The organism is Sulfitobacter geojensis (assembly GCF_000622325.1).
Taxonomy (GTDB): Bacteria; Pseudomonadota; Alphaproteobacteria; order Rhodobacterales; family Rhodobacteraceae; genus Sulfitobacter; species Sulfitobacter geojensis.
The window spans coordinates 3277193-3303802 of sequence record NZ_JASE01000005.1 but is presented as its reverse complement, the minus strand read 5'-3'; the positions used below and the strand labels follow the sequence as shown (position 1 = coordinate 3303802).

Sequence of the window (26610 nt, the reverse complement as noted above, 5' to 3'; positions counted from 1 at the left end):
CGCCGCCACTCTAGAAGTTCGCCGCGTCCAGCGCCATCACTGTATCTGCACCGCTCTGGATGCGTGTCAGGTGCAGCGCGGTCGCTGGCAATTGGCGCGCCATATAGAAACGGCCCGTGGTCAGCTTGGTCTCGTAAAACGCCGCATCACCGGTGCCATTGGCCAAAGCTGCGCGGGCAGCAAGGCCCATCTTTGCCCACATCAGACCCAGGCAGACATGGCCGAACATGTGCATAAAGTCGTTGGACCCGGCCAAGGCGTGGTTCGGGTTTTTCATGCCGTTCTGCATAAAGTACATGCCCGCGGATTGCAGATCCTTGCTGGCGGCTTTCAGGGGGTCGATGAACTCTTTGTCGAATACCTCGTCAGTACCGGCATTGTCCTTGCAGAAGGTTTTCACCAACTCAAAGAAAGCCATGACATGTTTGCCGCCGTCCTGCGCCAGTTTGCGGCCCACAAGGTCCAGCGCCTGCACGCCATTGGCACCCTCATAGATCATCGCGATACGCGCATCACGGGTGAACTGCGACATGCCCCATTCTTCGATATAGCCGTGGCCGCCATACACCTGCTGCGCTTTGACGGTCATGTCATAGCCCACGTCGGTCAGGAACCCCTTGATCACCGGCGTCAGCAGCGACACCAGACCATCGGCATCCTTGTCACCGGAACGGTGAGCGGCGTCGATCATGGTGGCACCCCAAAGGATGAACGCACGCGCGCCTTCAACAAAAGACTTTTGTTCCATCAGGGAGCGACGGATGTCGGGATGTACAATCAGCGGGTCGGCGGGTTTGTCGGGCGCTTCGGCACCGGTCACTGCGCGTCCCTGAAGGCGGTCGTTGGCGTAGATCACAGCGTTCTGGTAAGCAACATCGGCTTGCGCCAGACCCTGCATGCCCACACCCAGACGCGCTTCGTTCATCATGGTGAACATGGCGCGCATGCCTTTGTGTTCATCGCCCAGCAGATAGCCGGTGGCACCGTCGTAATTCATCACGCAGGTAGAGTTGCCGTGGATGCCCATTTTTTCTTCAATCGAGCCGACAGTTGCGCCGTTACGCTCGCCCAATGACCCGTCTTCGTTCACGTTGAACTTGGGAACGATGAACAGGGACACGCCCTTGATGCCTTCGGGGCCGCCTTCGATTTTGGCAAGCACCAGATGGATGATATTCTCGGCCAGATCGTGTTCACCCGAGGAGATAAAGATCTTCTGACCGGTAATCTTGTAGGAACCATCCGCCTGAGGGGCCGCTTTGGTGCGCATCAGTCCCAGATCGGTGCCGCAATGCGGTTCGGTCAGGTTCATGGTGCCGGTCCAGTCGCAGGACACCATTTTGGGCAGGAAGGTATCTTTCTGCTGGTCCGTGCCGTGGGCAAGGATCGCAGAGGCCGCACCGTGGGTCAGACCCTGATACATGGTGAAGGCCTGGTTGGCGGCAGAAAACATCTCGCCAACGGCGGAGCCGATGACCTGTGGCATGTTCTGGCCGCCATATTGTTCGGGCATGTCCAGACCGGTCCAGCCGCCCTCTTTTACCTTTTCAAACGCGTCCTTAAAGCCGGTTGGCGTGTAAACGACACCGTTCTCCAGACGACAGCCTTCGGTATCGCCAACAGCGTTCAGAGGTGCGATTACCTCTGACGTCAGCTTGCCTGCTTCTTCCAGAATGGCGGAGGTGAAATCGGGCTCCAGATCCTCGTAACCCGGCGTGCTGGCCGCGCTGATGTTCAACACATCGTGCAGCACAAACTGCATGTCTTTGGTAGGGGCTGTATATGTCGGCATGTGGGTCTCCCGAAGATGTGAGTATCTGGTCGCAGCAGAGCGGTGCGTTTACTCTGCCATGCTTGGTGTCTGGTTAAGGGAGGTCATCATTTTTTCTCCCCACTTGAGTTGTTCTTTCAGGTCGTCGATGGCCGCGTCGAGGTCTTCGCGCTGGGCCAGCATGTCGGTCAAACGGTCGCGCGCGATATCAAGGGCGCGGGTAATCTGTGTCTTCTGTTGATCGCCGCGGTGGTACAGGTCCAGCAGCTGGCGAATTTCTTCGAGGCTGAAACCGAAACGCTTGCCGCGCAGGATCAGCTTGAGCCGCGCACGGTCGCGGTTGGTGAACAGGCGCTTCTGGCCTTCGCGGATCGGGAACAGCAGTTCCTTGGCTTCGTAAAAGCGCAACGTGCGCGGGGTTACATCGAAAGTGTCGCACATCTGGCGAATCGTCATTAGATCACTGGTCATTTCATTTACTCTCATCACAAAGATACATCGTGGTATTGATCGCTGCGATGTGTGACGTCTTTCGCAAACTTACAACACCTCGATCGGTTGACGTAATGCGGACGTCACGTCACTTTTAAAGGTGACGTGGCGGCGGCTTGGGTAAGGCTGTATTCCCTGTATTGAACCGAAGATCATCCATTTTCAGGTTTTCTGGTTAATCGCAGGGCATCCGGCTGCGCGAGGTGCACATTGGCAAACGGGCTGTGCGGCCCGTTCCCCTTTTACGCCGGATTCTGTTGGTGTGGAGGCAGCCCTGAGGGGCGGGTAGGTTAGCTGTCGATTTTTTCCAGGGCCAAGGCGGTGTCCGTGCGCAGCCCTTGCAACTCGTCTATGGCTTCGTCCAGTTGGGCGCGTTGCTCGGCGAGTTCCAAAAGCTGCCGGTCGGCGCTTACAAGCCATGCGCGCATCTGCGCTTCGGTGCCTTCTTTTTCATAGATCATCAGCCATTGACGGATGCCTTCCAAAGCAAAGCCGAACTTGCGACCTCGCATGATCAGTTTCATGCGTGCACGTTCGCGCGGCCCGTAAAACCGCGAACGACCTTCGCGGTCGGGGTGCAGCAGTTCGATATACTCGTAATACCGCAAGGTGCGGGGCGTCACATCAAAAGTTGCACACATCTCTTTGAAGGTCAGGCGGTCTTCAGCCATTGGTCGATACTCCCTTGTTCTTTAAAGTAGGACGTCACCGAAGGGAGCGCAACAGGTGGCCTTGCCCTTTACGCGTCGTCTCGTGATAAAGGGAAAAATTCGTCCGAAGGATCCGCGATATGGCAGATATGACCAAACAGGCCGGCCAGTTCATTCAGGCCTTGCCGCATGCCAAGGCGCTGGGCCTGGAACTTGAAGAATTAAGCGCTGGCACCGCGGTGATTTCGATGCCCTATTCGGAAGATATCATCGGTGATCCGAAAACCGGCGTGGTGCACGGTGGGGCGGTTTCTGCGCTGCTTGACACCTGTTGCGGTGCGGCCGTGATGAGCCACCCCAGCAACCCTGCGGGCACAGCCACCATTGATTTGCGCATCGAATATCTACGCGCTGCAACACCGGGCCAGCGGATCAAGGCCAGCGCGACCTGTTATCATGTGACCCGCTCTGTTGCCTTTGTGCGTGCCACGGCGATGGACGAGGACGAAGAAGTGCCCGTCGCCATGGCCACCGGAACTTTCACCGCGGGGAATGGCAAATGATCAAGCGACCGGAACCAGTTCAAGTTGTGAAACAACGCCGCGACGGGGTGCTGCGTGCGCTTGTCGAGGGCGTGCCCTACATCCGTTTTCTTGGCGTCACCTTCGAGCGGCGCGGCGACGAGTTGACGGCGATCATGCCGTTCAAGGACGCGTTGATCGGCAACCCGATGCTGCCCGCGTTGCACGGCGGTGCGACGGCGGCATTTCTTGAGGTGACGGCGATTATCTCGCTCAGCTGGGGGATGATTTGGGAAGATATGGAAAGCGGTGCTTTGGCTGTCGAAGACCTTGACCAGATCAAACTGCCGCGCCTGCCCAAAACGATTGATTTCACCGTCGACTATCTGCGTTCGGGTTTGCCGCGCGATGCCTATGCACGCGCTAGAATCACACGCGCAGGACGGCGGTACGCGTCGGTTCACGTCGAAGGCTGGCAGGACAACCGCGCCCGTCTGTTTGCACAAGCAACGGGGCATTTCGTAATGCCCCAGCGAGAAAGCTAAGATGGACGCCCGCGCATCCGACGGGGCGGGCACAATTACCCATAATCGCGTTCTGCGGATCGCGGTGCCCATCGTGATCTCCAACGCAACCGTACCGATTTTAGGTGCCGTTGATACCGGGGTGGTGGGACAGATGGGGCTGGCGGCTCCCATCGGCGCTGTCGGGCTTGGCGCGATTGTCTTGTCAGCTTTCTACTGGTTCTTCGGCTTTTTGCGCATGGGTACCGTGGGGCTGACGGCCCAAGCGGCGGGCGATGAGGATCACGCCGAGGTCACGGCGCTGCTGACGCGCGGCCTGCTGATTGGCCTGGGTGCGGGGCTGGCGGTGATCTTGCTGCAACTTCCGCTGTTCTGGGCGGCCTTCACCGTCTCGCCCGCGTCGCCCGAAGTTGAAACGCTGGCCCGCCAGTATATGACGATCCGCATCTGGTCGGCCCCAGCGGCCATCGCGATTTATGCCATCACAGGCTGGTTGATTGCGCAGGAACGGACCCGCGCGGTGCTGGTAATCCAGCTGTGGATGAACGGGCTGAACATCGCACTGGATATGTGGTTTGTGCTGGGACTAGGCTGGGGCGTGCAGGGCGTCGCAATCGCGACCTTTCTGGCGGAGTGGAGCGGTCTGGCCGTCGGGTTGTGGTTCTGCCGCGCGGCTTTCCGTACCCCCGACTGGCGCAACTGGGTGCAGGTGTTTCACCGGTCGCGCTGGGTGCGGATGATCCGGCTGAATACGGATATTCTGATCCGTTCGATCCTGCTTGAAGCGATCTTTCTGTCATTTGTCTTTATCGGCTCGGACATGGGGGATGTGACGCTGGCCGCCAATCAGGTGCTGTTGCAATTCCTGATGATCACCGCTTACGGACTGGACGGTTTCGCCTTTGCTGCCGAAGCGCTGGTAGGGCGGGCCGTGGGCGCACGGCAGGTCGCGGCATTGCGGCGCAGCGCGGTGCTCGCGTCCTTTTGGGCGGGGGTGGTGTCGGTGCTGATGACAGTTGTGTTCTGGATCGTCGGGCCGCAGATCATCGACCTGATGGCCAAAGCCCCGGAAGTGCAGGCCGCCGCGCGGGTATTCCTGCCCTATCTGTTGGCGGTGCCGGTTCTGGCCTGCGCGGCCTTTATGCTGGACGGTATTTTCATCGGGGCCACACGCTCGCGCGATATGCGTAATATGATGGCGCTATCTTTTGCGATTTTCGTTGTTGCGGTTCTGGTTCTGGTGCCGGCCTACGGCAATCACGGGTTATGGGCCGCGATGCTGATTTCTTTCGTCGCACGCGGTATTACACTGGCGCTGCGCTACCCGGCTTTGGAACGCGACGTTCGCGCAGCACCTGTCAAAGCATAACCTCGACCGCCTCGGGCGGGCGGCCGATAACCGCCTGTCCTTTTTTGAGGGCAATGGGGCGTTCGATCAGGATCGGATTGTCCGCCATAGCGACCAGTAGTTTGTCATCAGGCATGTCCTTGGAAAGGCCCAGTTCCTTGAACTGCTTTTCACCGGTGCGCATCATTTTGATTGCGGGGATATTGCCAAGGGCAGCCTGCACCGCTGCAATCTCGTCAACGCTTGGGCTGTCTTGCAGGTAAAGCCGTGTGCGAACTTCTGCGCCGGCGGCTTCGATCAGGGCCAGCGTCTGGCGTGATTTCGAACAGCGCGGGTTGTGCCAAAGGGTGATCACAGCCAGTCCGCCCGTTTGCTGCCCACCGCGTCTGCAACTGTGGAAAAGCCGTCTTTGGCCAACAGATCATCAAGCCCGCGCGCAATATCACCGATCAGTGACATGCCGCCAAACACCAAGGCGGTGTAAAGCTGCACGGCGCTGGCCCCCGCACAGATTTTTGCATAGGCCTGCTGTGCAGAACCAACCCCGCCCACACCCACCAAGGGGATGTCGGTCATTGTTGAAAGCCGCGCCAGAACGCGGGTGGATTTTTCAAACAGCGGTGCGCCGGACAAACCGCCAGCCTGCGCGCTGTGGGGGCTTTGCAAACCGGTGCGATCCAGCGTGGTATTGGTTGCGATGATGGCCGCGACGCCCGCCGCATTGGCGCCCTCGGCAACATCCGCGATTTCGTTCTGCGTCAGGTCGGGCGCGATTTTCAGAAACACCGGTGTTGCGCCGCGTACATCCATCACACCTTCCAGCAAGGCGGCCAGCGCAGCCTTGCCCTGCAAATCACGCAGCCGCTCGGTGTTGGGCGAGGACACGTTGACCGTTGCGAAATCAACGTGGTTGCGGGCGGCTTCCATCACCAGCGCAAAATCCGCGGCGCGGTCGGTGCTGGTCTTGTTCGCGCCAAGGTTCAGGCCCACGGGCACCCCCGCGCCGCGCTGCGCCAGACGGCTGCAAATGGCAACTGCCCCTTCGTTGTTAAAGCCGAAACGGTTGATTGCGGCACGATCTTGCGTCAGGCGAAACAGGCGGGGCTTGGGATTGCCCGGCTGTGGCTGCGGTGTGGCGGCCCCGACCTCGATAAATCCGAAACCGGCGCGGGACAGCGGCGCAATGGCGGTGGCGTTTTTGTCAAATCCGGCGGCAAGGCCCACGGGGTTGGGCAGGTCAAGGCCCGCCAGCGTGGTGCGCAACCGCGCGGAGGTCACCGGCCCCGGTGCAGGGGCCAGCCCCAACCGCAAGGCGCGGATTGCCAGACCGTGGGCCGCTTCGGGGTCCAGTCGTTGCAGCGCGCTTAGCCCAAGTCGTTCGATCAACGCCGTCATGCAAACTGGTCCTTTGCGCCCGCATTCTGCGTGCGGATCAGACGGGATGTTTTCACTGCGGCCTGCCTGTGCACGACGTGGCGTTGATAGTCAGGGTCGGACACCATCGCCAAAAACGCATGTGCGTTGGGATAACGGGCGATGAACATCGCATCCCACACCTCGTCGGAGGGGCCGATAAGTGTCAGCTCGAAATTGGCGCTCCAGACGATACTCCCGCCAACCTTTTCAAGGATGGCCGCGGTTTCCTGTCCGTAAAGCGCATAGGCTTGCGCCCCTGTCAGCCCGTCGCGGGCCAATTCATGATCGCCGGGGTAATTCGCAAGATCATTGAATTGCACAAGGTTGAGCATGTTCAATTCGGTATCGCGGTCGAGCCTTTTGAAAGCGTCGAACTGGGCGCGATCCGGGTCAAGGTAACGGGTCATTGGCTGGCCTCTTCAAAACCGGGGGGAAACTGGTGCACGCCGTCAACCAGCGGCAGGGGCTGGGCCCATACGACATCTGCCAGTGTCAACTTGCGGTAAAGATGTGGAAACAAGGCGTCGCCGCGCGACACTTCCCATTTCAGCGCGTCACCGGCGTCTTCTGCGTTTACCGCAATAAGGAACAGGCCGTCGACATTTGCAAAATGCTTTGCGGCGGTTTCACTTGCTTGGGTCGCGGTTGAGAAATGCACATAGCCGTCGGCCAGATCAATCGGCGCGCCTGCAGTTTCGCCGGTTGCGCGCAGGGCCTGCCATTCGTCGGTTCGGAAGATTTTGAAAATTAACATGGGATCGTGATGCCTGTCTGCTGTCAAAGCGTCAAGCCGCGAAGCGTGCCGCTGTATCTCGCCGGGTTGCCTGTTGTGCGGGCAAGGGCGGGTGAAAGCGCGGGCAGGGCCAACAACCTCTTTGACAGCCTGCGGGTCAGAGGCCACGATGCCGCATAGATTCCAATTGGGGGAAAACCAATGAAACGATTCCTGACAAGCGTAGCGGCCTTTGGCCTGATGGCAGGCGGCGCCGCTGCGGACTACCAGCTGACAATCCTGCACACCAATGACTTTCACGCGCGGTTCGAACCGATCAGCAAATACGACGGCCCGTGCTCTGCCGAAGACAATGGCGAGGGCAAGTGCTTCGGCGGCTCTGCCCGTTTGATGTCTGCGATCACAGAGGCGCGTTCACGTACAAATAACGCTATCCTGGTGGATGGCGGCGACCAGTTTCAAGGCACCTTGTTCTATACCTATTACAAGGGCGCACTGGCCGCCGAAATGATGAACCAGATGGGCTATGACGCGATGACTGTGGGCAACCACGAATTCGACGATGGTCCCGAGGTCCTGAAAGGGTTCATGGACGCGGTTGAATTTCCGGTCCTGATGTCCAACGCCGATGTCTCGGCAGAGCCGCTGTTGGCGGACAAACTGGCGAAATCGACGATCATCGAGCGCGGCGGTGAAAAGCTGGGTCTGATCGGTCTGACACCGGAAGACACCCATGAACTGGCATCCCCCGGTGACAACATCACCTTTTCGGATCCGGTTGCGGCCGTTCAAGGGGAAGTGGACCGGTTGACCGCCGAGGGCGTGAACAAGATCATCGTATTGAGCCATTCGGGATACGGCGTTGACCAAAAGGTCGCGGCGGAAACCACCGGTGTCGATGTGATCGTGGGCGGGCACTCCAACACGCTGCTCAGCAACACCAATGACCGCGCGTCGGGTCCGTACCCGACGATGGTGGGCGACACGGCGATTGTGCAGGCCTATGCCTATGGCAAGTTTCTGGGCGAATTGAACGTCACCTTTGATGACGCGGGCAATATCACCGAAGCCAAAGGCGAGCCGCTGGTCATGGACGCGGAAGTGGCCGAGGACGAAGGCACTGTGGCCCGTATCGCGGAAGCGGCGGCCCCGTTGGAAGAAATCCGCAACAAGGTTGTGGCGCAAACCGACGAAGCCATTGGCGGTGACCGTGCTGTTTGCCGCGCGCAGGAATGCACCATGGGCAACCTGATCGCCGATGCGATGCTGGCGCGGGTCAAGGACCAAGGCATTGATATCGCAATCCAGAACAGTGGCGGCATTCGCGCATCGATCGAAGCCGGCGAAGTGACCATGGGCGAAGTACTGACCGTCCTGCCGTTCCAGAACACGCTGTCGACATTTCAGGTGACCGGCGCAGTTCTGCTTGAGGCGCTTGAAAACGGCGTGAGTCAAGTGGAGGAAGGCGCAGGCCGTTTCCCGCAGGTTGCGGGCATGACCTATGCGTTTGACGGAAAGCTGGAAGCCGGATCGCGAATCAGCGACGTGACGGTTGGCGGTGCGCCGCTTGATATGGACAAGGTGTACGGCGTTGTGTCCAACAACTACGTGCGCAATGGCGGTGACGGATACGCCATGTTCAAAACGGCCGAGAACGCTTATGACTTCGGCCCTGATCTGGCGGATGTCACGGCAGAGTTCATCGCCGCAAATGCGCCTTACAAGCCTTACACCGACGGTCGTATCTCGATCAAATAACCGACCACCACAGACCAAAACGTTAAGGCGCATCCATCCGGGTGCGCCTTTTTTATCGCGCCATTTCCGGTGCGGGCCGACGCAGGTGCCGCCCAAATATGTTCCCGCCGTCCCAGATTGACCGATTTTAGAACGCGCCTCGGCCCTGTTCTGGTCACCATTCCTTAGCAGGGTGTTTGTTAAGAGAATCCGGCCAGTACACTGTAAAGGGGTATATTATGCGCTATCTGGAAACGTCAGTCTTTCTGAACGTCAGGTCCACAAGGCCCGTGTGTTGCGTCATGCCATCGGGAGGGGTGTCGCCATGACCCGACTGCGTGTCGTTAACCTTGCCCTGCCTAAAACCGGAACCACCACGCTGACGGATGCGTTGCGTCACGCGGGTTTGACCGTGGCGGACTGGCGCATCCGTGCGGGGCAATCCCGAAACAAAGATCTAAAGGGCATGCATTTGGGCAAGATCCTGTATGCCGACTATTTCGCCACCGGTGATCCGCTGGCGCGGTTGGGCGAATTTGATGTCATCAACGAAATGTCTGCCGTGCGCGAGGATCAATCGCTTTGGCCGCAGACCGATTGGGGATTGCTATCCGCCATTCAGACCCATCATCCCGAAGTGAAGTTTATTCTCACCACGCGTAACCCCGCCAAAACTGCGGATTCGGTGATGCGTTGGAACAATCTGGGCAAACGCCGCCTGCCTGCGGCGGATGTGCCGGGCCTGCCGCGTGGTTTTGGCCGTTCGGAAGATGAACTGGCGCGTTGGATGGCGGCGCATTACGCGTTCTGCCGCCGGATGTTTGAAGGCGAAAGCAATTTTATGGAATATGACATCGAAGACCCGCAGGCACCGGCAAAGATCAGCGCTTATCTGGGCGTTGACCTGCCTTGGTGGGGGCGCAGCAACGTAGGCACGCCTGCGACGCTCCCTGCGGGTGCCATGCAAAAAGGGTACAGCCAAACGTCTGCCGCTTTACATTAGGCGCCCCGTGACGCCGCGCGCGTTCTTTTGCACAGCGGCGCTGCCCCCGCTAGGGTGCTTTCAGTGAGTCACTGAAAGGGAATGGCCCATGTGCGGACGAATGGCGATGACGCTGCCGCCTGATGCGATGGCGCAACTTTTTGCGGCAGCACCGGCGAATGACCTACCGCCTGTACCCAATTACAATGTCTGTCCGACAGATCCGGTCCCGATCGTCACCAGTGATGCCGAGGGGGCGCGCAAACTTCGCCCCATGCGGTGGGGATTTATTCCGCGCTGGTACAAAGAACCATCAGGGGGGCCTTTGTTGATTAATGCCCGCGCCGAAACGCTGGCCGAGAAACCGGCATTTCGTACCGCAGCGCGGACGCGGCGGGGGGTGGTCATTGCAACGGGATTTTATGAATGGACCAAAGACGCCGAAGGCGGGCGGGATCCGTGGTACATCACGCGCGTTGACGGCGCGCCGCTGGCGTTTGCTGCGGTCTGGCAGGACTGGCGTGCGCCGGACGGGGAGGCGCAGCTGACCTGTGCGATTGTTACAACTGGCGCAAACGCGCCAATGCAGGCGATCCATCACCGGATGCCTGTTATCCTTGCGCAAAAGGATTGGCCGTTATGGCTGGGCGAACAAGGGAAAGGTGCGGCGACGCTGATGACACCCGCAGCAGATGATCTGCTGGAGTGGCACCGCGTAAGCCGCACCGTGAATTCCAATCGCGCCAGCGGGGCCGCATTGATCGAACCTTTGCCAAAGGATGGCTAAAGGAGCGATCCGTGCGCCTGCTGGTCTTATTCGGACGCGCTGGGTGCTTCGGCAAAGATGATTTCGCCCTCGGCTTGCGTGCCGTCAGTCCCCAAACCGGTAAAGGTTGGCGGTGTGTCGTGCTTGATGTTCAAGCGGTACATCGCTTCGGAACCGATTTCGCCGGATGTCCAGCTGCCCTCGGGGCCATTGACCGTGTGCGAGGCGTCGCTGTTGTTGCGAAAAACGATGTTGTCACCGGGGTTTGCATAAACCACCGACGGGAAATAGCTGCCGTCCACAATCAGAACAACATGGTTGTCAGCCTGTGCAGCGCCGGCCACAAAGCTAAGAGCAGCGGCAACGGCGAGAACGCCTTTGCGTGAAGAATTAAGCATTGGAATGCTCCTTGTAACGGCCCCACCCGGTCACATGAGATTTTCCTTAAATGGTAAATACGGCGAAAATTTGGCAATCATGGCCGGAATCGCGCGAATTACCGGTTTTCTAGGGCTGTGTTTGGGGCTCGGTTGTTTGCGCTTGTCCGGCCAGCCAATTGCGAAAGGACGTCAGGGCCGCACCCTCGTCACGGGTTTCAGGCCAGACGAGGTAATAATTGCCGATGCTTTGTGTGGTTTGCGCCGAGGCCAGCATCAATTGCCCGTCCCGCAGGTAAGGTTCGGCAAAAAATGTCGGCAAAAGCGCCACGCCCAATCCGTGGATCGCCGCCTGCGCCATGGTTGAAAACTGGTCAAACACCATGCCAGCCGGCGGATCAGCGGTCACACCCAATGCCGCCAGCCAACGCGCCCAGCCCCGCGGGCGCGTTTCCAGGTGCAACAGCGGATGCTCCAGCATATCGCGCGCTTCGATCACCGGCGCGCTGAGCAGTTCCGGCGCACAGACGGGGACCACGGTTTCCGGCATCAGGGGCAAATAATGCACGCCCGGCCAGTCCTCGTGACCAAAGTGGATCGCCGCATCAAATGGACTGTCGGCGATGGCAAACGGTTTCAGCCGTGTACTGAGATTGACAGTGACCTCGGGGTGGGCGCGGGCAAAATCGCGCAGGCGCGGGGCCAGCCAATGCATGCCAAACGCGGGTAGAATGGCAAGGTTCAGCGACCCGCCCGTGGGGTTTGTACGCACCGAAACAGACGCTTGCGCCAGCCGGTTCAGAATTTCGCGCACCTGTCCGACATAGGCCTGTCCCGCAGTGGTCAGGGCCAGCTGTCGCCCCTTACGGGTGATCAGCGCCACATCGAGTTGCTCTTCGAGGGTCTTGAGTTGCCGGCTGACAGCGCTTTGCGTCAGAGAGAGTTCCTGTGCGGCGGCTGTTGCGCTGCCCAGTCGTGCAACCGCTTCGAAGGCAAGCAGGGCCGAGATTGAAGGCAGAAAGCGGCGCGGGGCTATCATATGACTTTTTCTCATACATCTAGGATAAAGCGGCGATAGTCTTTTGGAGCCGGATTTGCAATAACCCCTTTCAAACGCACATGCTTTGAAAGGACTTGCCATGACCGCTGATACACCTGCACTGCGCGCCAAAGATGCCCCTGATCTGGGATCATTCGACTGGGCCGACCCCTTCCGCCTGGACAGTCAGCTGAATGAAGACGAGCGGATGATCCGCGACTCTGCTGCGTCTTATGCGCAGGAAAAATTGCAGCCGCGCGTGATTGATGCCTTTGCCAACGAGGAAACCGACGCCGGTATCTTTAAAGAAATGGGCGATATGGGCCTGTTGGGGATCACGATCCCGGAAGAATACGGCGGTTTGGGCGCGGGCTATGTTTCTTATGGTCTGGTTGCGCGTGAAGTTGAACGTGTGGACAGTGGCTATCGTTCGATGATGTCCGTGCAGGCCAGCCTCGTGATGTATCCGATTTACGCATACGGTTCCGAAGAACAACGCAAGAAGTATCTGCCGAAACTCTGTTCCGGTGAGTGGATCGGGTGTTTCGGTCTGACAGAACCCGATGCGGGGTCCGACCCGGGCAGCATGACAACACGGGCGGTGAAAACGGCAAACGGTTACAAATTGACCGGCACCAAGATGTGGATTTCAAACGCACCGATTGCAGATGTTTTCGTCGTCTGGGCCAAGAGCGAAGAACATGGCGGCAAGATCCGCGGCTTTGTTCTGGAAAAGGGCATGGAAGGTTTGAGCGCACCCAAGGTGGGCAACAAACTGTCGCTGCGGGCGTCGATCACCGGTGAAATCGTGATGAAGGACGTTGAAGTTGGCGAAGACGCCTTGCTGCCACATGTGTCCGGTCTGAAAGGGCCGTTCGGCTGTTTGAACCGTGCCCGTTACGGTATTTCATGGGGCGCAATGGGTGCCGCGGAATTCTGCTGGCACGCGGCGCGTCAATACGGATTGGACCGCAAGCAGTTTGGCAAGCCTTTGGCGGGCATGCAGCTGTTCCAGAAGAAATTGGCCGATATGATGACCGAAATTTCGCTGGGCTTGCAGGGCTCGTTGCAAGTGGGCCGTTTGATGGATCAGGCCAACGCGGCACCCGAAATGGTGTCGATTGTGAAACGCAACAACTGCGGCAAGGCGCTTGAGATCGCGCGTCACGCCCGTGACATGCACGGCGGCAACGGGATCTCTGGCGAATTTCAGGTAATCCGTCACATGATGAACCTTGAAACGGTGAATACCTATGAGGGCACGCATGATGTGCATGCCTTGATCCTTGGGCGTGCGCAAACAGGACTTCAGGCGTTTTTTTGATGTCGTGAGACGCGCAAGCGCATGATGCGTTTAGGAACAAGATGAAGCAGGGGCGCGTGGGAAACACGGGCCTCTGCATTTGTATTTGGGGGTGATATGGATCGCGTTTCGATTGTGCACGAGAATTTTTTGCGGCGTGTGGCTGCGGAGGATTTTCCGGTTGGTGAAACGGATGTCTCAGCGTTGGATGCTGATGAGGCATTGGGGTTGTACCGTGCGCAGGTTTTGTCGCGCGCGCTGGATTTGCAAAGTCGCGTGATGCAGAAGGCGGGGCAGGGGTTTTATACCATTGGCTCGTCAGGGCACGAAGGGATGGCGGCGCTGGGCCATGCTTTGCGCGTCGATGATATTGCGTTTTTGCATTACCGTGATGCGGCCTTCCAGATCGCGCGGGCTGCCAAGGCCGGGCAGCCGGAGATGATGCGCGACATGCTGTTGTCGTTTGCCTGTTCGGTGGAAGATCCGACCAGTGGCGGACGACACAAGGTTTTGGGATCACGCAGCTTGATGATCCCGCCGCAGACGTCGACCATTGCCAGCCACCTGCCCAAAGCGGTGGGGGCGGCGCATGCGATCACACTGGCGCGGCGCAACCGGCCGGAACATGCGATACTGGCGCGTGACGGGATTGCGATGTGTTCTTTCGGGGATGCATCGTTGAACCACTCCACCGCGCAGGGGGCGATCAATGCGGCGGGCTGGACGGCAGTGCAGGGCATCCCCTTGCCACTGTTGTTTGTCTGCGAGGACAACGGGATCGGCATTTCGACCAAGACACCCACGGGCTGGGTTAAGGCGACGATGTCGGCCCGACCGGGTGTCGAATATTTTGAGGCGGACGGTTTAGATATTTTTGCGGCTGCTAGGGGCGCGCAACAGGCGGCGGATTGGGTGCGCACGCACCGCAAGCCGGCCTTTTTGCATCTGCGTACGGTGCGGCTTTACGGGCATGCGGGACCTGATGTTGTAACGTCCTATCTGCCACGTTCCGAGGTAGAAGCGGATGAAGCCCATGATCCGCTGCTGTATTCTGCGCGGGGTTTGGTTGCTTCAGGTGCGGCGACAGCGGCGCAGGCCTTGGCGCTTTATACCGATACGCTGGAAGAAGTTGCGCAAGCCGCACAAGAAATGGTGGATACGCCGCGATTGCGAAACGCAGCGGAGGTCATGGCCAGTTTGATCCCCCCGCGCAGGGAGGTTGCGTCCGGCAATGGCCCAAGCGTTGAGCGCCGTGCCGAGGTGTTTGGCAGCGATATGGCCCAGATCGACCAGCCCCAACCAATGTCACGGCTGATCAACTGGGCGCTGCATGATCTGATGCTGGAATATCCCGAAACTTTGCTGATGGGCGAGGATGTGGGGCGCAAGGGCGGCAACTATGGGGTAACTCAAAAGCTGCACAGCCGGTTCGGGCCTGCGCGGGTGATCGACACCTTGCTGGACGAACAAAGCATTCTGGGGCTTGCAATCGGACTGGCGCATAACGGGTTCATCCCGATGCCGGAAATCCAGTTTCTGGCCTATCTGCACAATGCCGAAGACCAGTTGCGCGGCGAGGCCGCGACCTTGCCGTTCTTCAGTAACGGGCAGTGGAGCAATCCAATGGTCGTGCGTATTTCCGCGTTGGGGTATCAAAAGGGGTTCGGCGGGCATTTCCATAATGACAATTCACTGGCCGTGTTGCGCGATATTCCCGGGCTGATCATTGCCTGCCCCTCAACGGGCGACGACGCCGCATTGATGCTGCGTGAATGTCATCGTCTGGCGCGCGAAGAGCAGCGGGTGGTGATTTTTGTCGAACCAATCGCGCTTTATCCGATGCGTGATCTGCTGGAGGCTGGCGATGGCGGCTGGATGCGTCGTTATCCCGCCCCCGATCAAAGGATCGCATTGGACTGCGTCGGGGTGCATGGCGACGGCGACGATCTGGCGATTGTGACCTATGGCAACGGGCACTACCTGAGCCGTCAGGCGCAGCATGATCTATCCGCGCTGGGGGTGGCAGTGCGTGTGATCGACCTGCGATGGCTTGCACCAATGCCCGAAGACGCTTTGCTGGAGGCCATCGGCAGCCGTCCGGTTCTGATTGTGGATGAATGTCGCCGTACCGGCGGTCAGGCCGAAGCCTTGATGGCGGTCATGGCGGAGGCTGGCGTGAAGCAATTTGCGCGGCTGACGGCGGAAGACAGCTTTATCGCGACCGGTCCCGCATACGGGGCGACTTTGCCTTCGCGCAGCGGGATCGTTGCCGCAGCGCAGGCGCTATTGGCGCAGAAAACGGACTGATTTCGAATCGCTCCGGCCTGAGACGCAGTTTCAGTTACTTCACTTCATACGTTCAGAAAGCGTGGTAGTTGCTTGATTTAAAAGCAACTACCACTTCTTTTAGCTGGCGATGCACACGTGTGCAAAAATATGTTGAAAATGTTCCCGACTTGACCGAACGTATGATTGGTACCGCTGCTGGTCGGTCGAAAGGGACATCCATGGCTGAAATTCAACTGCGCAATATCAACAAACGTTGGGGCAGTTTTGTTGGTGTCGAAAATTTTGACCTGACAATCGCGGATGAGGAGTTTCTGGTGCTGCTCGGCCCTTCGGGCTGCGGCAAAACCACAACCATGCGGATGATTGCAGGGCTTGAGGACATCACCGAGGGCGAGATCATCATCGACGGCAAGGTGGTGAACGATCTGGACCCGAAAGACCGCGATGTTGCGATGGTGTTCCAGTCATACGGGTTGTACCCGCATATGAATGTTTACGAGAACATCCGGTTCCCGCTGAAGGTGCGCAAAGCGGATCCCGCGACCCATGACGCGCGGGTGCGCCGCGCCAGTGCCATGGTCGAACTTGATGATTTCCTGCATCGCAAGCCTGCTGAACTGTCGGGCGGACAGCGCCAGCGGGTGGCCCTGGCGCGGGCGATTGTGCGCGAACCCAACGTTTTTCTGATGGACGAACCGCTGTCCAATCTGGATGCCAAACTGCGGGTCAGCACGCGGGCACAGATCAAGAACCTCAGCCATGAGCTGAAGGTGACGACCGTTTACGTAACCCACGACCAGATCGAGGCGATGACGCTCGCCGACCGCGTCGTCGTGATGAAGCAAGGGCGTATTCAGCAGGTCGGCACCCCAACGGAAATCTATGACAATCCCGCGAATACCTTTGTGGCATCCTTCATCGGGTCACCTGCGATGAACCTGATGGACGGCACGATCCGCGGTGGTGTTTTCGAAGGGGCGAACGTGCGCATTGAGGGGCTTAGGGCTGCCGATGGCGAGGTCACCTTGGGCTTTCGTGCAGAGGATGCGGATGTGGTCGACGCACCGGCACAGATCAATGCACCGGTTTATACCATCGAATTGCTTGGGGATGCGGTCATGTTGGCGGTCAAGGCGGGCGGGCAGATGGTGTCGGTCAAAGCGCATAAGGAATATCGCGCGGGCATCGGGGATGCTGTGTCGTTTTCTGTGCCGGCGGATATTTGTCATGTGTTTGATAAAGCCACAGGCGCGCGGATCAGTTTGGGTTAGGGACGTCCCCGAATGGGGAAAAGGCAGGTGCAGTCTTGCAAGGTGCACCCAATGAAATGCAACAGGGAGTTTGCAAAATGATGTTGAAAAAACTAGCACTTGCAGGTGCGATTAGCTTGATGGGAAGCACTGCATTTGCAGCATGTTCCTATGAAAACAAGACCGAAGTCAAAATGTTGTCGGCAGGGTTCGAAGCATGGAAAGCGGTCACTGATGCGATGGCCGAATGCGGCAATTTTCAAGCGGAGCTGGATCAGGAATTCCGCACGAAACAACCCGCAGCTTTTGAAGCGAACCCGTCACTCTATCACCTTGGTGGCGTATCGAACGGCACTGTGACACCGCTGCTGAACGCAGAAACGATCCGCCCGCTGGATGATCTGGTCGCGAAATACGGTGCGAACCTGACGCCCAACCAGTTGATCCGCATCGACGGCAAAATCATGGCCGTCGCAATGATGGTGAACACACAGCACTTGATGTACCGTGAGGATATTCTGTCTGATCTGGGCATTGCCACGCCCACGTCTTGGGACGAGGTCTATGCCGCAGCGGCTAAGATCAAGGAAGCGGGTGTGGTCGAATATCCATTGGGTGCGACGATGAAATCCGGTTGGAACCTCGCGCAAGAATTCGTGAACATGTATCCCGGTTTTGGCGGCAATCTGTTCAACGCGGACAACACGACCGCCGTGAATTCCGATGCTGGCCTCAAGGCACTTGAAACAATGAAAGCGGGTATGGAATTCATGGACCCCGAAGTTCTTGTGAGCGATTCAACCTATGTGCAGCAGCAGTTCCAGCAGGGCAAAATCGCAATGGCGAACCTTTGGGCGTCCCGCGCAGGGGCGATGAATGACGAAGCCGAAAGTCAGGTTGTCGGCAAGGTCAAGATGGCCGCGGCACCGACTGCGATGGCGGGGGGTGCGCCTGCCACGACGTTGTGGTGGGACGGTATCGTGGTTGCCGCCAATATTTCCGATGAAGAGGCAGATGCGGCCTTTAAGCTTGCGATGGAAGGCATGGACACAGAGATGGTCACGGCCAACAATGACGCCGCGATCTGGCTGGTGCCCGGTTTCACACCCGGCCCTCTGTCGGAAGGTGCAATTGCCACAGCAACCGCAAACCCCGCGCCGCCTGCCTATCCGTCCACCACGCAGATGGGCCTGTTGCATACCGCGCTCGGCAACGAAATTCCGGCCTTTTTGACCGGTGAGCGCGATGCCGCAGCAACACTTGTTGCGATTGAAGAAGCCTATGCCACCGCTGCCAAAGAGGCCGGTGTGCTAAAGTAAGCTTTAGGGCAGGTCGGTGCCATCCGACCTGCCCGCGCCCCCCTGATGATGTGTTTCGCCGGGGGCATTGCGATGCCTGCAGCCAAGCTCATCCAAGACATCAAGAAAGAAAGGGAAGCCTGTGAAATCCAAGACCTTCTTTGCCTTCATTGGCCCCTCCGTCTTTATGATGTTTCTCTTTATTGCGCTGCCTTTGGTGTCGGTTTTCATTCAGTCATTCCAGATTACCCAACCTGTGATGCAACAGCTTGAGGTCGAAACATGCACGCCCGGTTTCATCACGCAAACCTGTGTGACAGAGCTGAAAACCGTGCCGGTTATCGGGGATGACGGTAAGATCCAGACAACAACGCAATGGGTCGGCCTGCAAAGCTATCGCAACGTTCTGCAAATGGATAAGGTCTGGAACGCCCTCGGCTCCGGCCAGTTCCGCGAAATCCTGCAAATCGACTTTTGGAAGGCGCTGCGGTTCACGTTGATGTTCACCCTGTTGACGCTGCCACTGGTGATCGGGGTTGGATTGCTGATCGCGCTGACGGTTAACAATGCCGCCAGAGCGTTGCGCGGACCGGTGATTTTCATATCGCTGCTGCCCTTCATTATCACACCGGTCATCGGGTCGCTGTCGATCTACTGGTTGTTTGTGGGCGACGGCATTTTGACTGCGATGATGGAGCAGTGGACAGGCACCAATATCTCTATGTTCGCGCAGGCCTGGACGATTGAATTACTAATGTACTTCTACCGCGTTTGGCACGTCGCGCCCTTTGCCTTTGTGATTTTCTACGCGGGTTTACAGACCGTGAACATGGACACACTGGAATCGGCCGTGATCGACGGCGCGTCGCGTTGGGAACGTCTGCGCCATGTGATCATCCCCCATCTGATGCCCCTGATCGTGTTTATCGCGCTGATCCATTTGATGGATTGTTATCGTGTGTTTGACGAGATCATCGGTTTCAGATCACAGGCCCATGTTATTTCGCTGCAGTGGCTGACCGTTGATTTCCTGACGCCGGATGATGCAGGCAACAGGGCGATTGCACGGGCGTCGGCCAGCGCCATGCTGACGATGATCGGGATTGTTTTGCTGTTGATCTTGCCGCTGCGCCGCACGTGGCGGGACCACAAAGGAGGCGCGCACTGATGAGCACCACGTCCAAAGCCATGCGCCAGTCGCTCGCCCTGCGGCTTTCCTCAAACACGTTTCTGGTGTTCTGGTGCGCGATCGCTGCTTTCCCGATCCTGTGGATTGCGGTGATGAGTGTGAAATCGCCGGTCGATGCCTTTGCTCAAAATCCGTGGAGTGTGATTTTTGGTCCCAATACTCTGGCGCGCGGCGATGGGCTGTCGATCCTTGATCTGCTTGCGGGACTGGCGGTTTTGTACGTCGCTATTCGCTGGATGTTCACGCGGTTGCCACAACTGGTGAACCGCTACAGCCCCGCAGGCTGGACCGTGCTTGGCTGGCTCTTGGGAGCGGCGGTTTATGGCCTGGTGTTTTTGTTGCTCTTCTTTGGCCTTTTGCCGCTGGTCCTTGAACCTTTGAATGCGGTGCTTGGCCCCTTGGGGCAGCCGGTTGTTGGCTTTACCACGCAGCATTACGTCGCCGTCTGGGGCGAAAACGAATTCTATCGTAATTTTATGAACTCGATGTTGGTGACGGCCGGTGTTGTGACGATTTCGCTGACAGTGGGCACGCTTGCGGGATACGGGTTGGCGCGGTCGGGCTCGGATCTCGCATTCTGGTTGCTGATCCTCGCGCTGATTTTCCGTGCTTTGCCGCATTCGGTTTTGGTGGCGGGATATTTGCCGTGGTTCATCAACTCCGCCGAAATTCTGCGGCCGATCTTTGGCGATCTGTCGCCAACGCTTTATGGTCAACCCTGGGCGGTGATTGCCGTGTTGGTGTCGATCAACCAGCCGTTTACGATATGGATGCTGCGATCATTCTTCCAGAACATTCCAGCAGAGTTGGATGAAGCTGCGCGCGTAGATGGCTGTTCGCATTTTCAGGCATTTCGCCGTGTGATCATGCCGGTGATGTGGCCCGGTGTCATCACCACGGGGCTGTTCAGCTTTCTGCTGGGATACAACGATTTTCTTGTGACTTCGTTGCTGCTGGATGCGCAGAACCAGACGATGGTCCCGGCGATTGCGGGTTATTTCAACCGCGAGACCACCACAACAGATCAGGTCGAAGCGGTCGCGGCTGCGGTGTCGATCACCGCGCCGTTGTTTTTGCTGGTCATGGTTTTCCAGCGTCAGATTGTCAGTGGATTAACAGCGGGAGCGGTGAAGGGATGAAGCAAATTCGGGAACGAATTTTGGGGAGGCTTTTGCAAAAGCCTGTGGTGCGCGGATGAAAGGGGCCAGACCAGAACAGGCGGTGCTGACGCGCGACACGGATATGAGCAAAACTGCCGAGACCAAGCGCGTGATCGAAGGCATGGTGGACGGGTTGAATGACCACACCATTGACGGGATCGGCGCATTCTTCCACGAGAGCTTTAGATGGATGGGCAATACCGGCTGCGGCACGAAAACGGGGCTAAAGGCGTTTCAGGATAACTGGCAACGTCCGTTTCAGGCCGCATTTTCGGACAAGGTTTGCGTGGATGAGGCGCGCATGTTCATGGGCGAATGGGCGGCGGCCTTTGGCCGTCAGGAGGCGACCCATTCGGGTGAATTCATGGGCGTGGCACCAACCGGCAAGCGTATCGAAATCCGCTATATGGATTTCTGGAAAGTCAGTGAGGGCAAGATCGAGGACAATTGGGTGATGGTCGATTTCCCTCATGTACTGGCGCAGCTCGGTGTAGATGTTTTTGGCGGAGAGGGCTGGGAAGCCTTTGATCGCGGAGAGAAAACGCCGCCCCGTCCCGACAATAAAGAGGTTTAAGAATGGCAGTCACCTATCTCAAGCGCGGCAAACCGGATGACGCGCGCAGCGAAGACGATGCGCGTACACGTGACGTGGTCGAGGCGACGCTGAAAGACATCGAAGTGCGCGGGGATGCTGCCGTGCGGGAGTTGTCGCAAAAGTTCGACAGCTATGCGCCGCCCGCTTTCAAGTTGAGCGCGGCAGAGATTGAGGCGTTGATCGCCCGCGTTTCCCCGCAAGAGATGGCCGATTTGAAGTTTGCGCAAGAGAACGTGCGCCGCTTTGCACAGGCACAGCGCGATTCCATGCTGGACATCGAGGTTGAAATGCAACCGGGCGTGATCCTCGGGCATAAGAACATTCCGGTGCAATCGGTGGGCTGTTATGTGCCGGGTGGCAAATTCCCGATGGTGGCGTCGGCGCATATGTCGGTGGCAACGGCTGCGGTGGCAGGGGTGCCGCGCATCATCGCCTGCACGCCGCCTTTCGACGGCGAACCGAACCCGGCGGTGATCGCGGCGATGCACCTTGGCGGCGCGCACGAGATTTACGTGCTGGGCGGTATACAGGCTGTGGGGGCCATGGCCATCGGCACGGAAACGATTGATCCTGTGCATCTGCTTGTCGGACCGGGGAACGCCTTTGTTGCGGAGGCCAAGCGGCAGTTGTTCGGTCGTGTCGGCATTGATCTGTTCGCGGGACCGACGGAAACAATGGTGATTGCTGACGAAACCGTGGATGCGGAAATCTGTGCAACGGATTTGCTGGGGCAGGCGGAACACGGGTATAACAGCCCCTGCGTTTTGCTCACGAATTCGCGCAAGCTTGCTGATGAAACCTTGGCAGAGATTGACCGGCTGCTGGAGGTTTTGCCAACGGCGGGCACAGCGCGGGTGTCTTGGGAGGAATACGGCGAGGTGATTGTCTGTGACACCTATGACGAGATGCTGGCGGTGGCGGATGATATTGCATCCGAACACGTGCAGGTGATGACCGACCGCGACGACTGGTTTTTGGAAAAGATGACCTGTTACGGGGCGCTGTTCCTTGGCGCGCGCACCAATGTTGCTAACGGGGATAAGGTGATCGGGACCAACCATACTTTGCCGACCAAAAAGGCGGGGCGCTATACGGGGGGGCTTTGGGTTGGTAAATATCTGAAAACCCACTCTTACCAGAAAATCACTACAGATGAGGCTGCGGCAGAGATCGGGGCCTATGGGTCGCGGTTGTGTATGTTGGAAGGCTTCGTCGGGCACGCCGAGCAGTGCAACGTCAGGGTGCGGCGCTATGGCGGGGTGAATGTGCCTTATGGTGAAGGCGCGCCGGTTTTGAGGGCGGCGGATTAGATCGCTTTGCGATCTTTGAGAGGTGCTGACCCTCAAACTTTCCGAAATTTAAAGGCAAGATGAAGAATGGACAGGCCGACAGGGCATAAGACAACATTCGCGGGGTTAAGGGCTGCGATGTATGATTTTGATGCAGTTGCCGTGCGCGCGGCTTTGCATGAAATCTGTGCGCCGGACGTGGTGTTCCGTCTGGCGTTTCCCTTTGAAACCATCGTTGGTGTGGATGCCTATTTCGATGCGGTCTATGCGCCCTTGTTTGCGGCGGTGCCGGATCTGGAAAGGCGCGATCATATCGTGATGGCGGGGCCAACGGCGCAAGCGGACGACTGGATCGGCTGCGGCGGATTTTATTGCGGAACATTTGTGGGGCCGTGGTTGGACATTCCGCCGACAGGGCATCTGGTGCACATGCGGTTTCACGAATTTTACCGTGTGGTTGAGGGCAAGGTGGTGGAGATGCAGGCGCTTTGGGATATTCCCGAGGTGATGATGCAGGCCGGGGCCTGGCCGATGGTGCCGTCGCTGGGGCGCGAGTGGCATGTGCCGGCACCGGCGAGCAATGACGGGATTGTGGCCGCGCCTTATGATGCGGCACTGGGGGCTGCGAGTTGCCAGCTTGTCGTGGATATGCTGGACCATTTGCAGCGCTATCCCAGCCAGGGAGGGCCCGAGGTGATGCAGATGCCGCGCTTCTGGCACCCGCGTATGACGTGGTACGGGCCTGCGGGGATCGGCACGGCGCGCGGCATCAAGGGGTTTCGTAATTGGCACCAGATCCCGTTTTTGAATGCCATGCCGGATCGGGGGTTGAACAGCGATGAGGTGACGTTCCACTTCTTCGGGGACCGCAATTATGCCGCCGTCACGGGATGGCCGGATATGTCACAGTCGATCACCTGCGACGGATGGCTGGGCATCGCGCCCGCGGGGCAAAAGGTGCAGATGCGCAGTCTTGATTTCTGGCGGATCGAGCAGGGGCTGATCCGGGAGAATTGGGTGTTGGTGGACCTGCTCCACGTCTATGACCAAATCGGCGTCGATGTCTTTGCGCGCATGCGGGAATTCAACAAGGCGCGCGCGGGCTTTGATCCAGACACAGGAGTCGCATTGTGAAAACCCTTCCCCAGACGCCCAAATTCGATTTGACGGGCAAGCGGGCCTTGGTCACCGGTGCCTCCTCGGGCATTGGATTGGGCTGTGCGGTGGCGCTGGCCGAGGCCCGTGCCCATGTGGTTTGCGCCGCGCGCCGGGGTGATGTGTTGGAGAAGCTGGTCAGTGCCATGACTGCCAAGGGTTTTTCGGCGGAGGCCCTGGAACTGGACATTGCCGATCAACCGGCCCTGAGTGCTGCGATGAAGGCGCAAGAAACCTTTGACGTCGTGCTGAACGCCGCTGGCATGGCGCGCCATGCGCCAGCGCTTGACGCCACGCCAGAGGATTTTGATGCGGTGATGAATGTGAATGTACGGGCGGCGTATTTTCTGTCGGTCGAAGCGGCGCAGGGCATGATTGCGGCGGGCAAGGGCGGCTCGATCATCCATATCTCGAGCCAGATGGGGCATGTGGGCGGCATCGAGCGATCGGTTTACTGCACCTCCAAACACGCGGTTGAGGGCATGGTCAAAGCGATGGCCGTTGAATGGGGCAAGGCGGGTATACGGATTAACACGATTTGCCCGACCTTTGTGCGCACGGCCCTGACCCAACCCACGTTCGACAATCCCGAACGGTTTGCATGGATCATGGACAAGATCAAATTGCCACGTGTGGCCGAGGTCGAAGACATCATGGGGGCGGCATTATTTCTGGCCTCTGACGCGTCAGCGATGGTGACGGGAACAGCAATGATGGTGGACGGGGGCTGGACGGCGGACTGATGGCAAAAGTGACTTCTATTGATGTGGCAGCGCTGGCGGGGGTCAGCCGCTCGGCGGTAAGCCGCGTTTTCACGCCGGGTGCCAGTGTCAGCCCTGCGACGGCGACCAAGGTACGCACGGCGGCACGCGCACTGGGGTATCGTCCTAATGTGCTGGCCCGTAGTCTGATCACCGGACGCAGCCGTATCATCGGTCTGGTGGTCGCGTACCTTGAGAACCAGTTCTATCCCGAAGCGATCGAACGCCTGTCCAAAAGCCTGCAAGCGCAAGGATATCACGTGCTGGTGTTTATGGCGTCCAACGACAACGACGCGACGCAGACGGTGATTGACGAGCTGCTGGATTATCAGGTGGACGGGATTGTCATTGCCTCTGTCGGGGTGTCCAACGACCTGACACGGCGGTGCGAGGATGCCGGTATCCCGATTGTCCTGTTCAACCGCGACCAGTTTGACGACCGGCTGTCCAGCGTGACTTCTGACAATATGGCAGGCGGGCGCAAGCTGGCCGAGTTTTTGCTTGCCGGCGGGCATCGCAGGATCGGACATATTGCAGGGTGGGAAGGCGCATCAACGCAGATTGACCGCGAGGCGGGGTTTAAAGCGGGGTTGATGGCCGGGGGAATCAAACTGGCCATGCGCTCTATCGGAAACTTCGATTTCGAAACGGCGCAGGATGCGGCACGGGCGATGTTTGATCGTGACGATCCCCCCGAAGCGGTGTTTGTGACCAACGATCACATGGCCTTTGCCGTGATGGATGTGCTGCGCTTTGAATTGGGAATTTGCGTTCCCGACGATGTGTCCGTTGTCGGCTATGACGATGTGCAAATCGCGGCATGGCCCAGTTACAACCTGACCACGGTGCGCCAGCGCGCCAATGAAATGGTGTCCAAAACCATCGAACTTTTGATGACTCGTATTGAAAATGTCGACGCGCCGCCGCAGCGGATTTGCATCGACGGACCTTTGATCATTCGCGGCTCTGCCCGCACACTACAAGGATAACGACATGCAAGGGTTTGACCCTAAATTCAAAGACTTCCCCGACTACATCATCGGCATCACCAAGGAAATCTGGGAAGATCGCGGGATTGCGACCCTGCACCGGTACTACTCGGATGATATTGTGGTGCGCTCTCCGGGATCGGTGGTCATTGGCAATAAATCGGTGATCGGGGCGACGATGGCAACATTGGCGGAGTTTCCCGACCGCACGCTGTTGGGCGAAGACGTGATCTGGTCGGGCACGCCCGAGCAGGGGATGTTGTCCTCGCACCGGCTGTTATCGACAGCGACCCACATGAATGACGGAGTGTACGGGACCGCGACGGGCAAGAAACTGGTCTACCGGATCATGGCCGACTGTCACGCGATCAACAATCAGATCAATGATGAATGGTTGATCCGCGATCAGGGCGCAATCCTGCGGCAAATGGGGCAGGAGCCGAAACAATACGCCGCTGATCTGATCGAACGCGAAGGCGGGCCGGATCATTGCACGCGCCCTTTGACACCGGCAATTGATCAGCCGGGCCCGTATAAGGGGCGCGGTAATGACAACCCGTGGGGGCAAAAATACGCGGATATCCTGACCGCGATCATGGGGGCCGATATGGCGCTGATCCCGTCGGAATACGACCGCGCGGTGGTGACGCAATATCCCGGTGGGGCGACGGGCCACAGTCACGGATCGGTTGATGCATTCTGGATGGGATTGCGCGCGTCCTTCCCGAACGCCGAATTCAAGATCGATCACGCGATCGGGCGGGATGATCCCTTGATGCCGCCGCGCGCTGCGGTGCGCTGGTCCTTGACGGGCAAGCATGACGGGTGGGGCGCGTTTGGCACACCGACTGGCAAGGAGGTTTACGTGCTGGGCATCAGTCACGCGGAATTCGGCCCTTGGGGATTGCGGCGCGAATACACACTTTATGACGACGCGATGATCTGGAAACAGATATTGCTGCAAACCGGCTGAGCG

The 26610-nt window shown here is 58.5% G+C and carries 27 protein-coding genes; 18 read left to right on the top strand and 9 right to left on the bottom strand.

From position 1 onward, the window contains the following. Window positions 1-10: 10 nt before the first annotated feature. The 3 genes from Z947_RS0118090 to Z947_RS0118080 all read right to left on the bottom strand — a co-directional run bounded on the left by Z947_RS0118090 (window position 11) and on the right by Z947_RS0118080 (window position 2934). Window positions 11-1792, bottom strand: a complete 1782-nt coding sequence (locus Z947_RS0118090) for an acyl-CoA dehydrogenase C-terminal domain-containing protein (RefSeq protein WP_025045691.1) — start codon at window positions 1790-1792, stop codon at window positions 11-13. Between the two features lie 48 nt (window positions 1793-1840). After that, complete coding sequence (locus tag Z947_RS0118085) at window positions 1841-2242, bottom strand: MerR family transcriptional regulator (RefSeq protein ID WP_025045690.1); 402 nt, start codon at window positions 2240-2242, stop codon at window positions 1841-1843. Between the two features lie 311 nt (window positions 2243-2553). Then, the gene (locus Z947_RS0118080; protein WP_025045689.1) at window positions 2554-2934 is read right to left on the bottom strand and encodes a MerR family transcriptional regulator; all 381 of its coding nucleotides are present in this window, start codon (window positions 2932-2934) and stop codon (window positions 2554-2556) included. 119 nt (window positions 2935-3053) lie between these two features. Between Z947_RS0118080 and Z947_RS0118075 the strand changes: the two genes are divergently transcribed. The 3 genes from Z947_RS0118075 to Z947_RS0118065 are packed head-to-tail and all read left to right on the top strand — an operon-like array spanning window position 3054 to window position 5327. Next, a complete protein-coding gene (locus tag Z947_RS0118075) occupies window positions 3054-3476 on the top strand; it encodes a PaaI family thioesterase (RefSeq protein WP_025045688.1) in 423 nt (140 codons plus the stop codon). Beyond that, window positions 3473-3979 carry a PaaI family thioesterase gene (locus Z947_RS0118070; protein WP_025045687.1) on the top strand — a complete coding sequence of 169 codons (507 nt, stop codon included), beginning with the start codon at window positions 3473-3475 and terminating at the stop codon, window positions 3977-3979. The genes Z947_RS0118075 and Z947_RS0118070 overlap by 4 nt, the downstream gene beginning before the upstream one ends. A gap of 1 nt (window position 3980) precedes the next feature. Then, window positions 3981-5327 carry an MATE family efflux transporter gene (locus Z947_RS0118065; RefSeq protein ID WP_025045686.1) on the top strand — a complete coding sequence of 449 codons (1347 nt, stop codon included), beginning with the start codon at window positions 3981-3983 and terminating at the stop codon, window positions 5325-5327. Here Z947_RS0118065 and arsC read toward each other — a convergent pair. Genes arsC through Z947_RS0118045 form a run of 4 tightly spaced genes read right to left on the bottom strand, consistent with a single transcriptional unit; the run spans window position 5317 to window position 7476 of the window. Beyond that, a complete protein-coding gene (gene arsC, locus Z947_RS0118060; RefSeq protein ID WP_025045685.1) occupies window positions 5317-5661 on the bottom strand; it encodes an arsenate reductase (glutaredoxin) in 345 nt (114 codons plus the stop codon). The two genes, Z947_RS0118065 and arsC, sit on opposite strands and share 11 nt — an antisense overlap. Continuing rightward, on the bottom strand, window positions 5658-6701 hold the full coding sequence (locus Z947_RS0118055; RefSeq protein ID WP_025045684.1) for a quinone-dependent dihydroorotate dehydrogenase: 1044 nt from the start codon (window positions 6699-6701) through the stop codon (window positions 5658-5660). The genes arsC and Z947_RS0118055 overlap by 4 nt, the downstream gene beginning before the upstream one ends. Next, a complete protein-coding gene (locus tag Z947_RS0118050) occupies window positions 6698-7129 on the bottom strand; it encodes a DUF1330 domain-containing protein (protein ID WP_025045683.1) in 432 nt (143 codons plus the stop codon). Before Z947_RS0118050 ends, Z947_RS0118055 begins: the two co-directional genes overlap by 4 nt. Next, window positions 7126-7476: a DUF952 domain-containing protein gene (locus tag Z947_RS0118045; protein WP_025045682.1), complete on the bottom strand. Its 351-nt coding sequence runs from the start codon at window positions 7474-7476 to the stop codon at window positions 7126-7128. The genes Z947_RS0118050 and Z947_RS0118045 overlap by 4 nt, the downstream gene beginning before the upstream one ends. A 180-nt stretch (window positions 7477-7656) precedes the next feature. On the opposite strand from Z947_RS0118045, the gene Z947_RS0118040 reads away from it, so the two are divergent. The 3 genes from Z947_RS0118040 (at window position 7657) to Z947_RS0118030 (ending at window position 10961) form a co-directional block, all read left to right on the top strand. After that, window positions 7657-9213 (top strand): bifunctional metallophosphatase/5'-nucleotidase, encoded by a 1557-nt coding sequence (locus Z947_RS0118040; protein ID WP_025045681.1) that lies wholly within the window; start codon window positions 7657-7659, stop codon window positions 9211-9213. 304 nt (window positions 9214-9517) lie between these two features. Continuing rightward, window positions 9518-10195 (top strand): sulfotransferase family protein, encoded by a 678-nt coding sequence (locus tag Z947_RS0118035; protein WP_025045680.1) that lies wholly within the window; start codon window positions 9518-9520, stop codon window positions 10193-10195. 88 nt (window positions 10196-10283) lie between these two features. Continuing rightward, window positions 10284-10961 carry an SOS response-associated peptidase gene (locus tag Z947_RS0118030; RefSeq protein ID WP_025045679.1) on the top strand — a complete coding sequence of 226 codons (678 nt, stop codon included), beginning with the start codon at window positions 10284-10286 and terminating at the stop codon, window positions 10959-10961. Between the two features lie 26 nt (window positions 10962-10987). On the opposite strand, the gene Z947_RS21260 is transcribed toward Z947_RS0118030, so the two are convergent. Both Z947_RS21260 and Z947_RS0118020 read right to left on the bottom strand, forming a co-directional pair. Beyond that, the gene (locus Z947_RS21260) at window positions 10988-11338 is read right to left on the bottom strand and encodes a cupredoxin domain-containing protein (protein ID WP_025045678.1); all 351 of its coding nucleotides are present in this window, start codon (window positions 11336-11338) and stop codon (window positions 10988-10990) included. Between the two features lie 109 nt (window positions 11339-11447). Beyond that, window positions 11448-12356 carry a LysR substrate-binding domain-containing protein gene (locus Z947_RS0118020; protein ID WP_025045677.1) on the bottom strand — a complete coding sequence of 303 codons (909 nt, stop codon included), beginning with the start codon at window positions 12354-12356 and terminating at the stop codon, window positions 11448-11450. A 100-nt stretch (window positions 12357-12456) separates the two neighbouring features. On the opposite strand from Z947_RS0118020, the gene Z947_RS0118015 reads away from it, so the two are divergent. The 12 genes from Z947_RS0118015 (at window position 12457) to Z947_RS0117955 (ending at window position 26607) form a co-directional block, all read left to right on the top strand. Beyond that, window positions 12457-13680, top strand: coding sequence for an acyl-CoA dehydrogenase (locus tag Z947_RS0118015; RefSeq protein WP_025045676.1), 1224 nt, complete (start codon window positions 12457-12459; stop codon window positions 13678-13680). A gap of 96 nt (window positions 13681-13776) precedes the next feature. Then, a complete protein-coding gene (locus tag Z947_RS0118010) occupies window positions 13777-15966 on the top strand; it encodes a thiamine pyrophosphate-dependent enzyme (RefSeq protein ID WP_025045675.1) in 2190 nt (729 codons plus the stop codon). Between the two features lie 200 nt (window positions 15967-16166). Further along, window positions 16167-17219 carry an ABC transporter ATP-binding protein gene (locus Z947_RS0118005; protein WP_025045674.1) on the top strand — a complete coding sequence of 351 codons (1053 nt, stop codon included), beginning with the start codon at window positions 16167-16169 and terminating at the stop codon, window positions 17217-17219. 77 nt (window positions 17220-17296) lie between these two features. Then, complete coding sequence (locus Z947_RS0118000; protein WP_025045673.1) at window positions 17297-18517, top strand: ABC transporter substrate-binding protein; 1221 nt, start codon at window positions 17297-17299, stop codon at window positions 18515-18517. Between the two features lie 121 nt (window positions 18518-18638). Beyond that, window positions 18639-19664, top strand: a complete 1026-nt coding sequence (locus Z947_RS0117990) for a carbohydrate ABC transporter permease (RefSeq protein ID WP_025045672.1) — start codon at window positions 18639-18641, stop codon at window positions 19662-19664. After that, on the top strand, window positions 19664-20824 hold the full coding sequence (locus Z947_RS0117985) for a carbohydrate ABC transporter permease (protein WP_025045671.1): 1161 nt from the start codon (window positions 19664-19666) through the stop codon (window positions 20822-20824). The genes Z947_RS0117990 and Z947_RS0117985 overlap by 1 nt, the downstream gene beginning before the upstream one ends. Before the next feature lie 55 nt (window positions 20825-20879). Then, on the top strand, window positions 20880-21419 hold the full coding sequence (locus tag Z947_RS0117980; RefSeq protein WP_025045670.1) for an ester cyclase: 540 nt from the start codon (window positions 20880-20882) through the stop codon (window positions 21417-21419). A 2-nt stretch (window positions 21420-21421) separates the two neighbouring features. Next, the gene (gene hisD / locus Z947_RS0117975; RefSeq protein ID WP_025045669.1) at window positions 21422-22750 is read left to right on the top strand and encodes a histidinol dehydrogenase; all 1329 of its coding nucleotides are present in this window, start codon (window positions 21422-21424) and stop codon (window positions 22748-22750) included. A gap of 66 nt (window positions 22751-22816) precedes the next feature. Continuing rightward, window positions 22817-23863, top strand: coding sequence for an ester cyclase (locus Z947_RS0117970; protein ID WP_025045668.1), 1047 nt, complete (start codon window positions 22817-22819; stop codon window positions 23861-23863). After that, a complete protein-coding gene (locus Z947_RS0117965) occupies window positions 23860-24627 on the top strand; it encodes an SDR family NAD(P)-dependent oxidoreductase (RefSeq protein ID WP_025045667.1) in 768 nt (255 codons plus the stop codon). Before Z947_RS0117970 ends, Z947_RS0117965 begins: the two co-directional genes overlap by 4 nt. After that, complete coding sequence (locus Z947_RS21255; protein ID WP_037939020.1) at window positions 24627-25634, top strand: LacI family DNA-binding transcriptional regulator; 1008 nt, start codon at window positions 24627-24629, stop codon at window positions 25632-25634. Before Z947_RS0117965 ends, Z947_RS21255 begins: the two co-directional genes overlap by 1 nt. 4 nt (window positions 25635-25638) lie before the next feature. Then, window positions 25639-26607, top strand: coding sequence for a nuclear transport factor 2 family protein (locus Z947_RS0117955; RefSeq protein WP_025045666.1), 969 nt, complete (start codon window positions 25639-25641; stop codon window positions 26605-26607). The last annotated feature ends 3 nt before the right edge of the window (window positions 26608-26610 follow it).

Coding starts and splice junctions, on each gene's coding strand:
- Z947_RS0118030 (WP_025045679.1), top strand. CDS start 10,284: ATGTGCGGACGAATGGCGATGACGCTGCCGCCTGATGCGATGGCGCAA.
- Z947_RS0117955 (WP_025045666.1), top strand. CDS start 25,639: ATGCAAGGGTTTGACCCTAAATTCAAAGACTTCCCCGACTACATCATC.
- Z947_RS0118090 (WP_025045691.1), bottom strand. CDS start 1,792: ATGCCGACATATACAGCCCCTACCAAAGACATGCAGTTTGTGCTGCAC.
- Z947_RS0118055 (WP_025045684.1), bottom strand. CDS start 6,701: ATGACGGCGTTGATCGAACGACTTGGGCTAAGCGCGCTGCAACGACTG.
- Z947_RS0118010 (WP_025045675.1), top strand. CDS start 13,777: ATGGATCGCGTTTCGATTGTGCACGAGAATTTTTTGCGGCGTGTGGCT.
- Z947_RS0118015 (WP_025045676.1), top strand. CDS start 12,457: ATGACCGCTGATACACCTGCACTGCGCGCCAAAGATGCCCCTGATCTG.
- Z947_RS21260 (WP_025045678.1), bottom strand. CDS start 11,338: ATGCTTAATTCTTCACGCAAAGGCGTTCTCGCCGTTGCCGCTGCTCTT.
- hisD (WP_025045669.1), top strand. CDS start 21,422: ATGGCAGTCACCTATCTCAAGCGCGGCAAACCGGATGACGCGCGCAGC.
- Z947_RS0118075 (WP_025045688.1), top strand. CDS start 3,054: ATGGCAGATATGACCAAACAGGCCGGCCAGTTCATTCAGGCCTTGCCG.
- Z947_RS0118000 (WP_025045673.1), top strand. CDS start 17,297: ATGATGTTGAAAAAACTAGCACTTGCAGGTGCGATTAGCTTGATGGGA.
- Z947_RS0118020 (WP_025045677.1), bottom strand. CDS start 12,356: ATGATAGCCCCGCGCCGCTTTCTGCCTTCAATCTCGGCCCTGCTTGCC.
- Z947_RS0118040 (WP_025045681.1), top strand. CDS start 7,657: ATGAAACGATTCCTGACAAGCGTAGCGGCCTTTGGCCTGATGGCAGGC.
- Z947_RS0117985 (WP_025045671.1), top strand. CDS start 19,664: ATGAGCACCACGTCCAAAGCCATGCGCCAGTCGCTCGCCCTGCGGCTT.
- Z947_RS0118070 (WP_025045687.1), top strand. CDS start 3,473: ATGATCAAGCGACCGGAACCAGTTCAAGTTGTGAAACAACGCCGCGAC.
- Z947_RS0117980 (WP_025045670.1), top strand. CDS start 20,880: ATGAAAGGGGCCAGACCAGAACAGGCGGTGCTGACGCGCGACACGGAT.
- Z947_RS0118005 (WP_025045674.1), top strand. CDS start 16,167: ATGGCTGAAATTCAACTGCGCAATATCAACAAACGTTGGGGCAGTTTT.
- Z947_RS0118050 (WP_025045683.1), bottom strand. CDS start 7,129: ATGACCCGTTACCTTGACCCGGATCGCGCCCAGTTCGACGCTTTCAAA.
- Z947_RS0118085 (WP_025045690.1), bottom strand. CDS start 2,242: ATGACCAGTGATCTAATGACGATTCGCCAGATGTGCGACACTTTCGAT.
- Z947_RS0118065 (WP_025045686.1), top strand. CDS start 3,981: ATGGACGCCCGCGCATCCGACGGGGCGGGCACAATTACCCATAATCGC.
- Z947_RS0118080 (WP_025045689.1), bottom strand. CDS start 2,934: ATGGCTGAAGACCGCCTGACCTTCAAAGAGATGTGTGCAACTTTTGAT.
- Z947_RS0118035 (WP_025045680.1), top strand. CDS start 9,518: ATGACCCGACTGCGTGTCGTTAACCTTGCCCTGCCTAAAACCGGAACC.
- Z947_RS0118045 (WP_025045682.1), bottom strand. CDS start 7,476: ATGTTAATTTTCAAAATCTTCCGAACCGACGAATGGCAGGCCCTGCGC.
- Z947_RS0117970 (WP_025045668.1), top strand. CDS start 22,817: ATGGACAGGCCGACAGGGCATAAGACAACATTCGCGGGGTTAAGGGCT.
- Z947_RS21255 (WP_037939020.1), top strand. CDS start 24,627: ATGGCAAAAGTGACTTCTATTGATGTGGCAGCGCTGGCGGGGGTCAGC.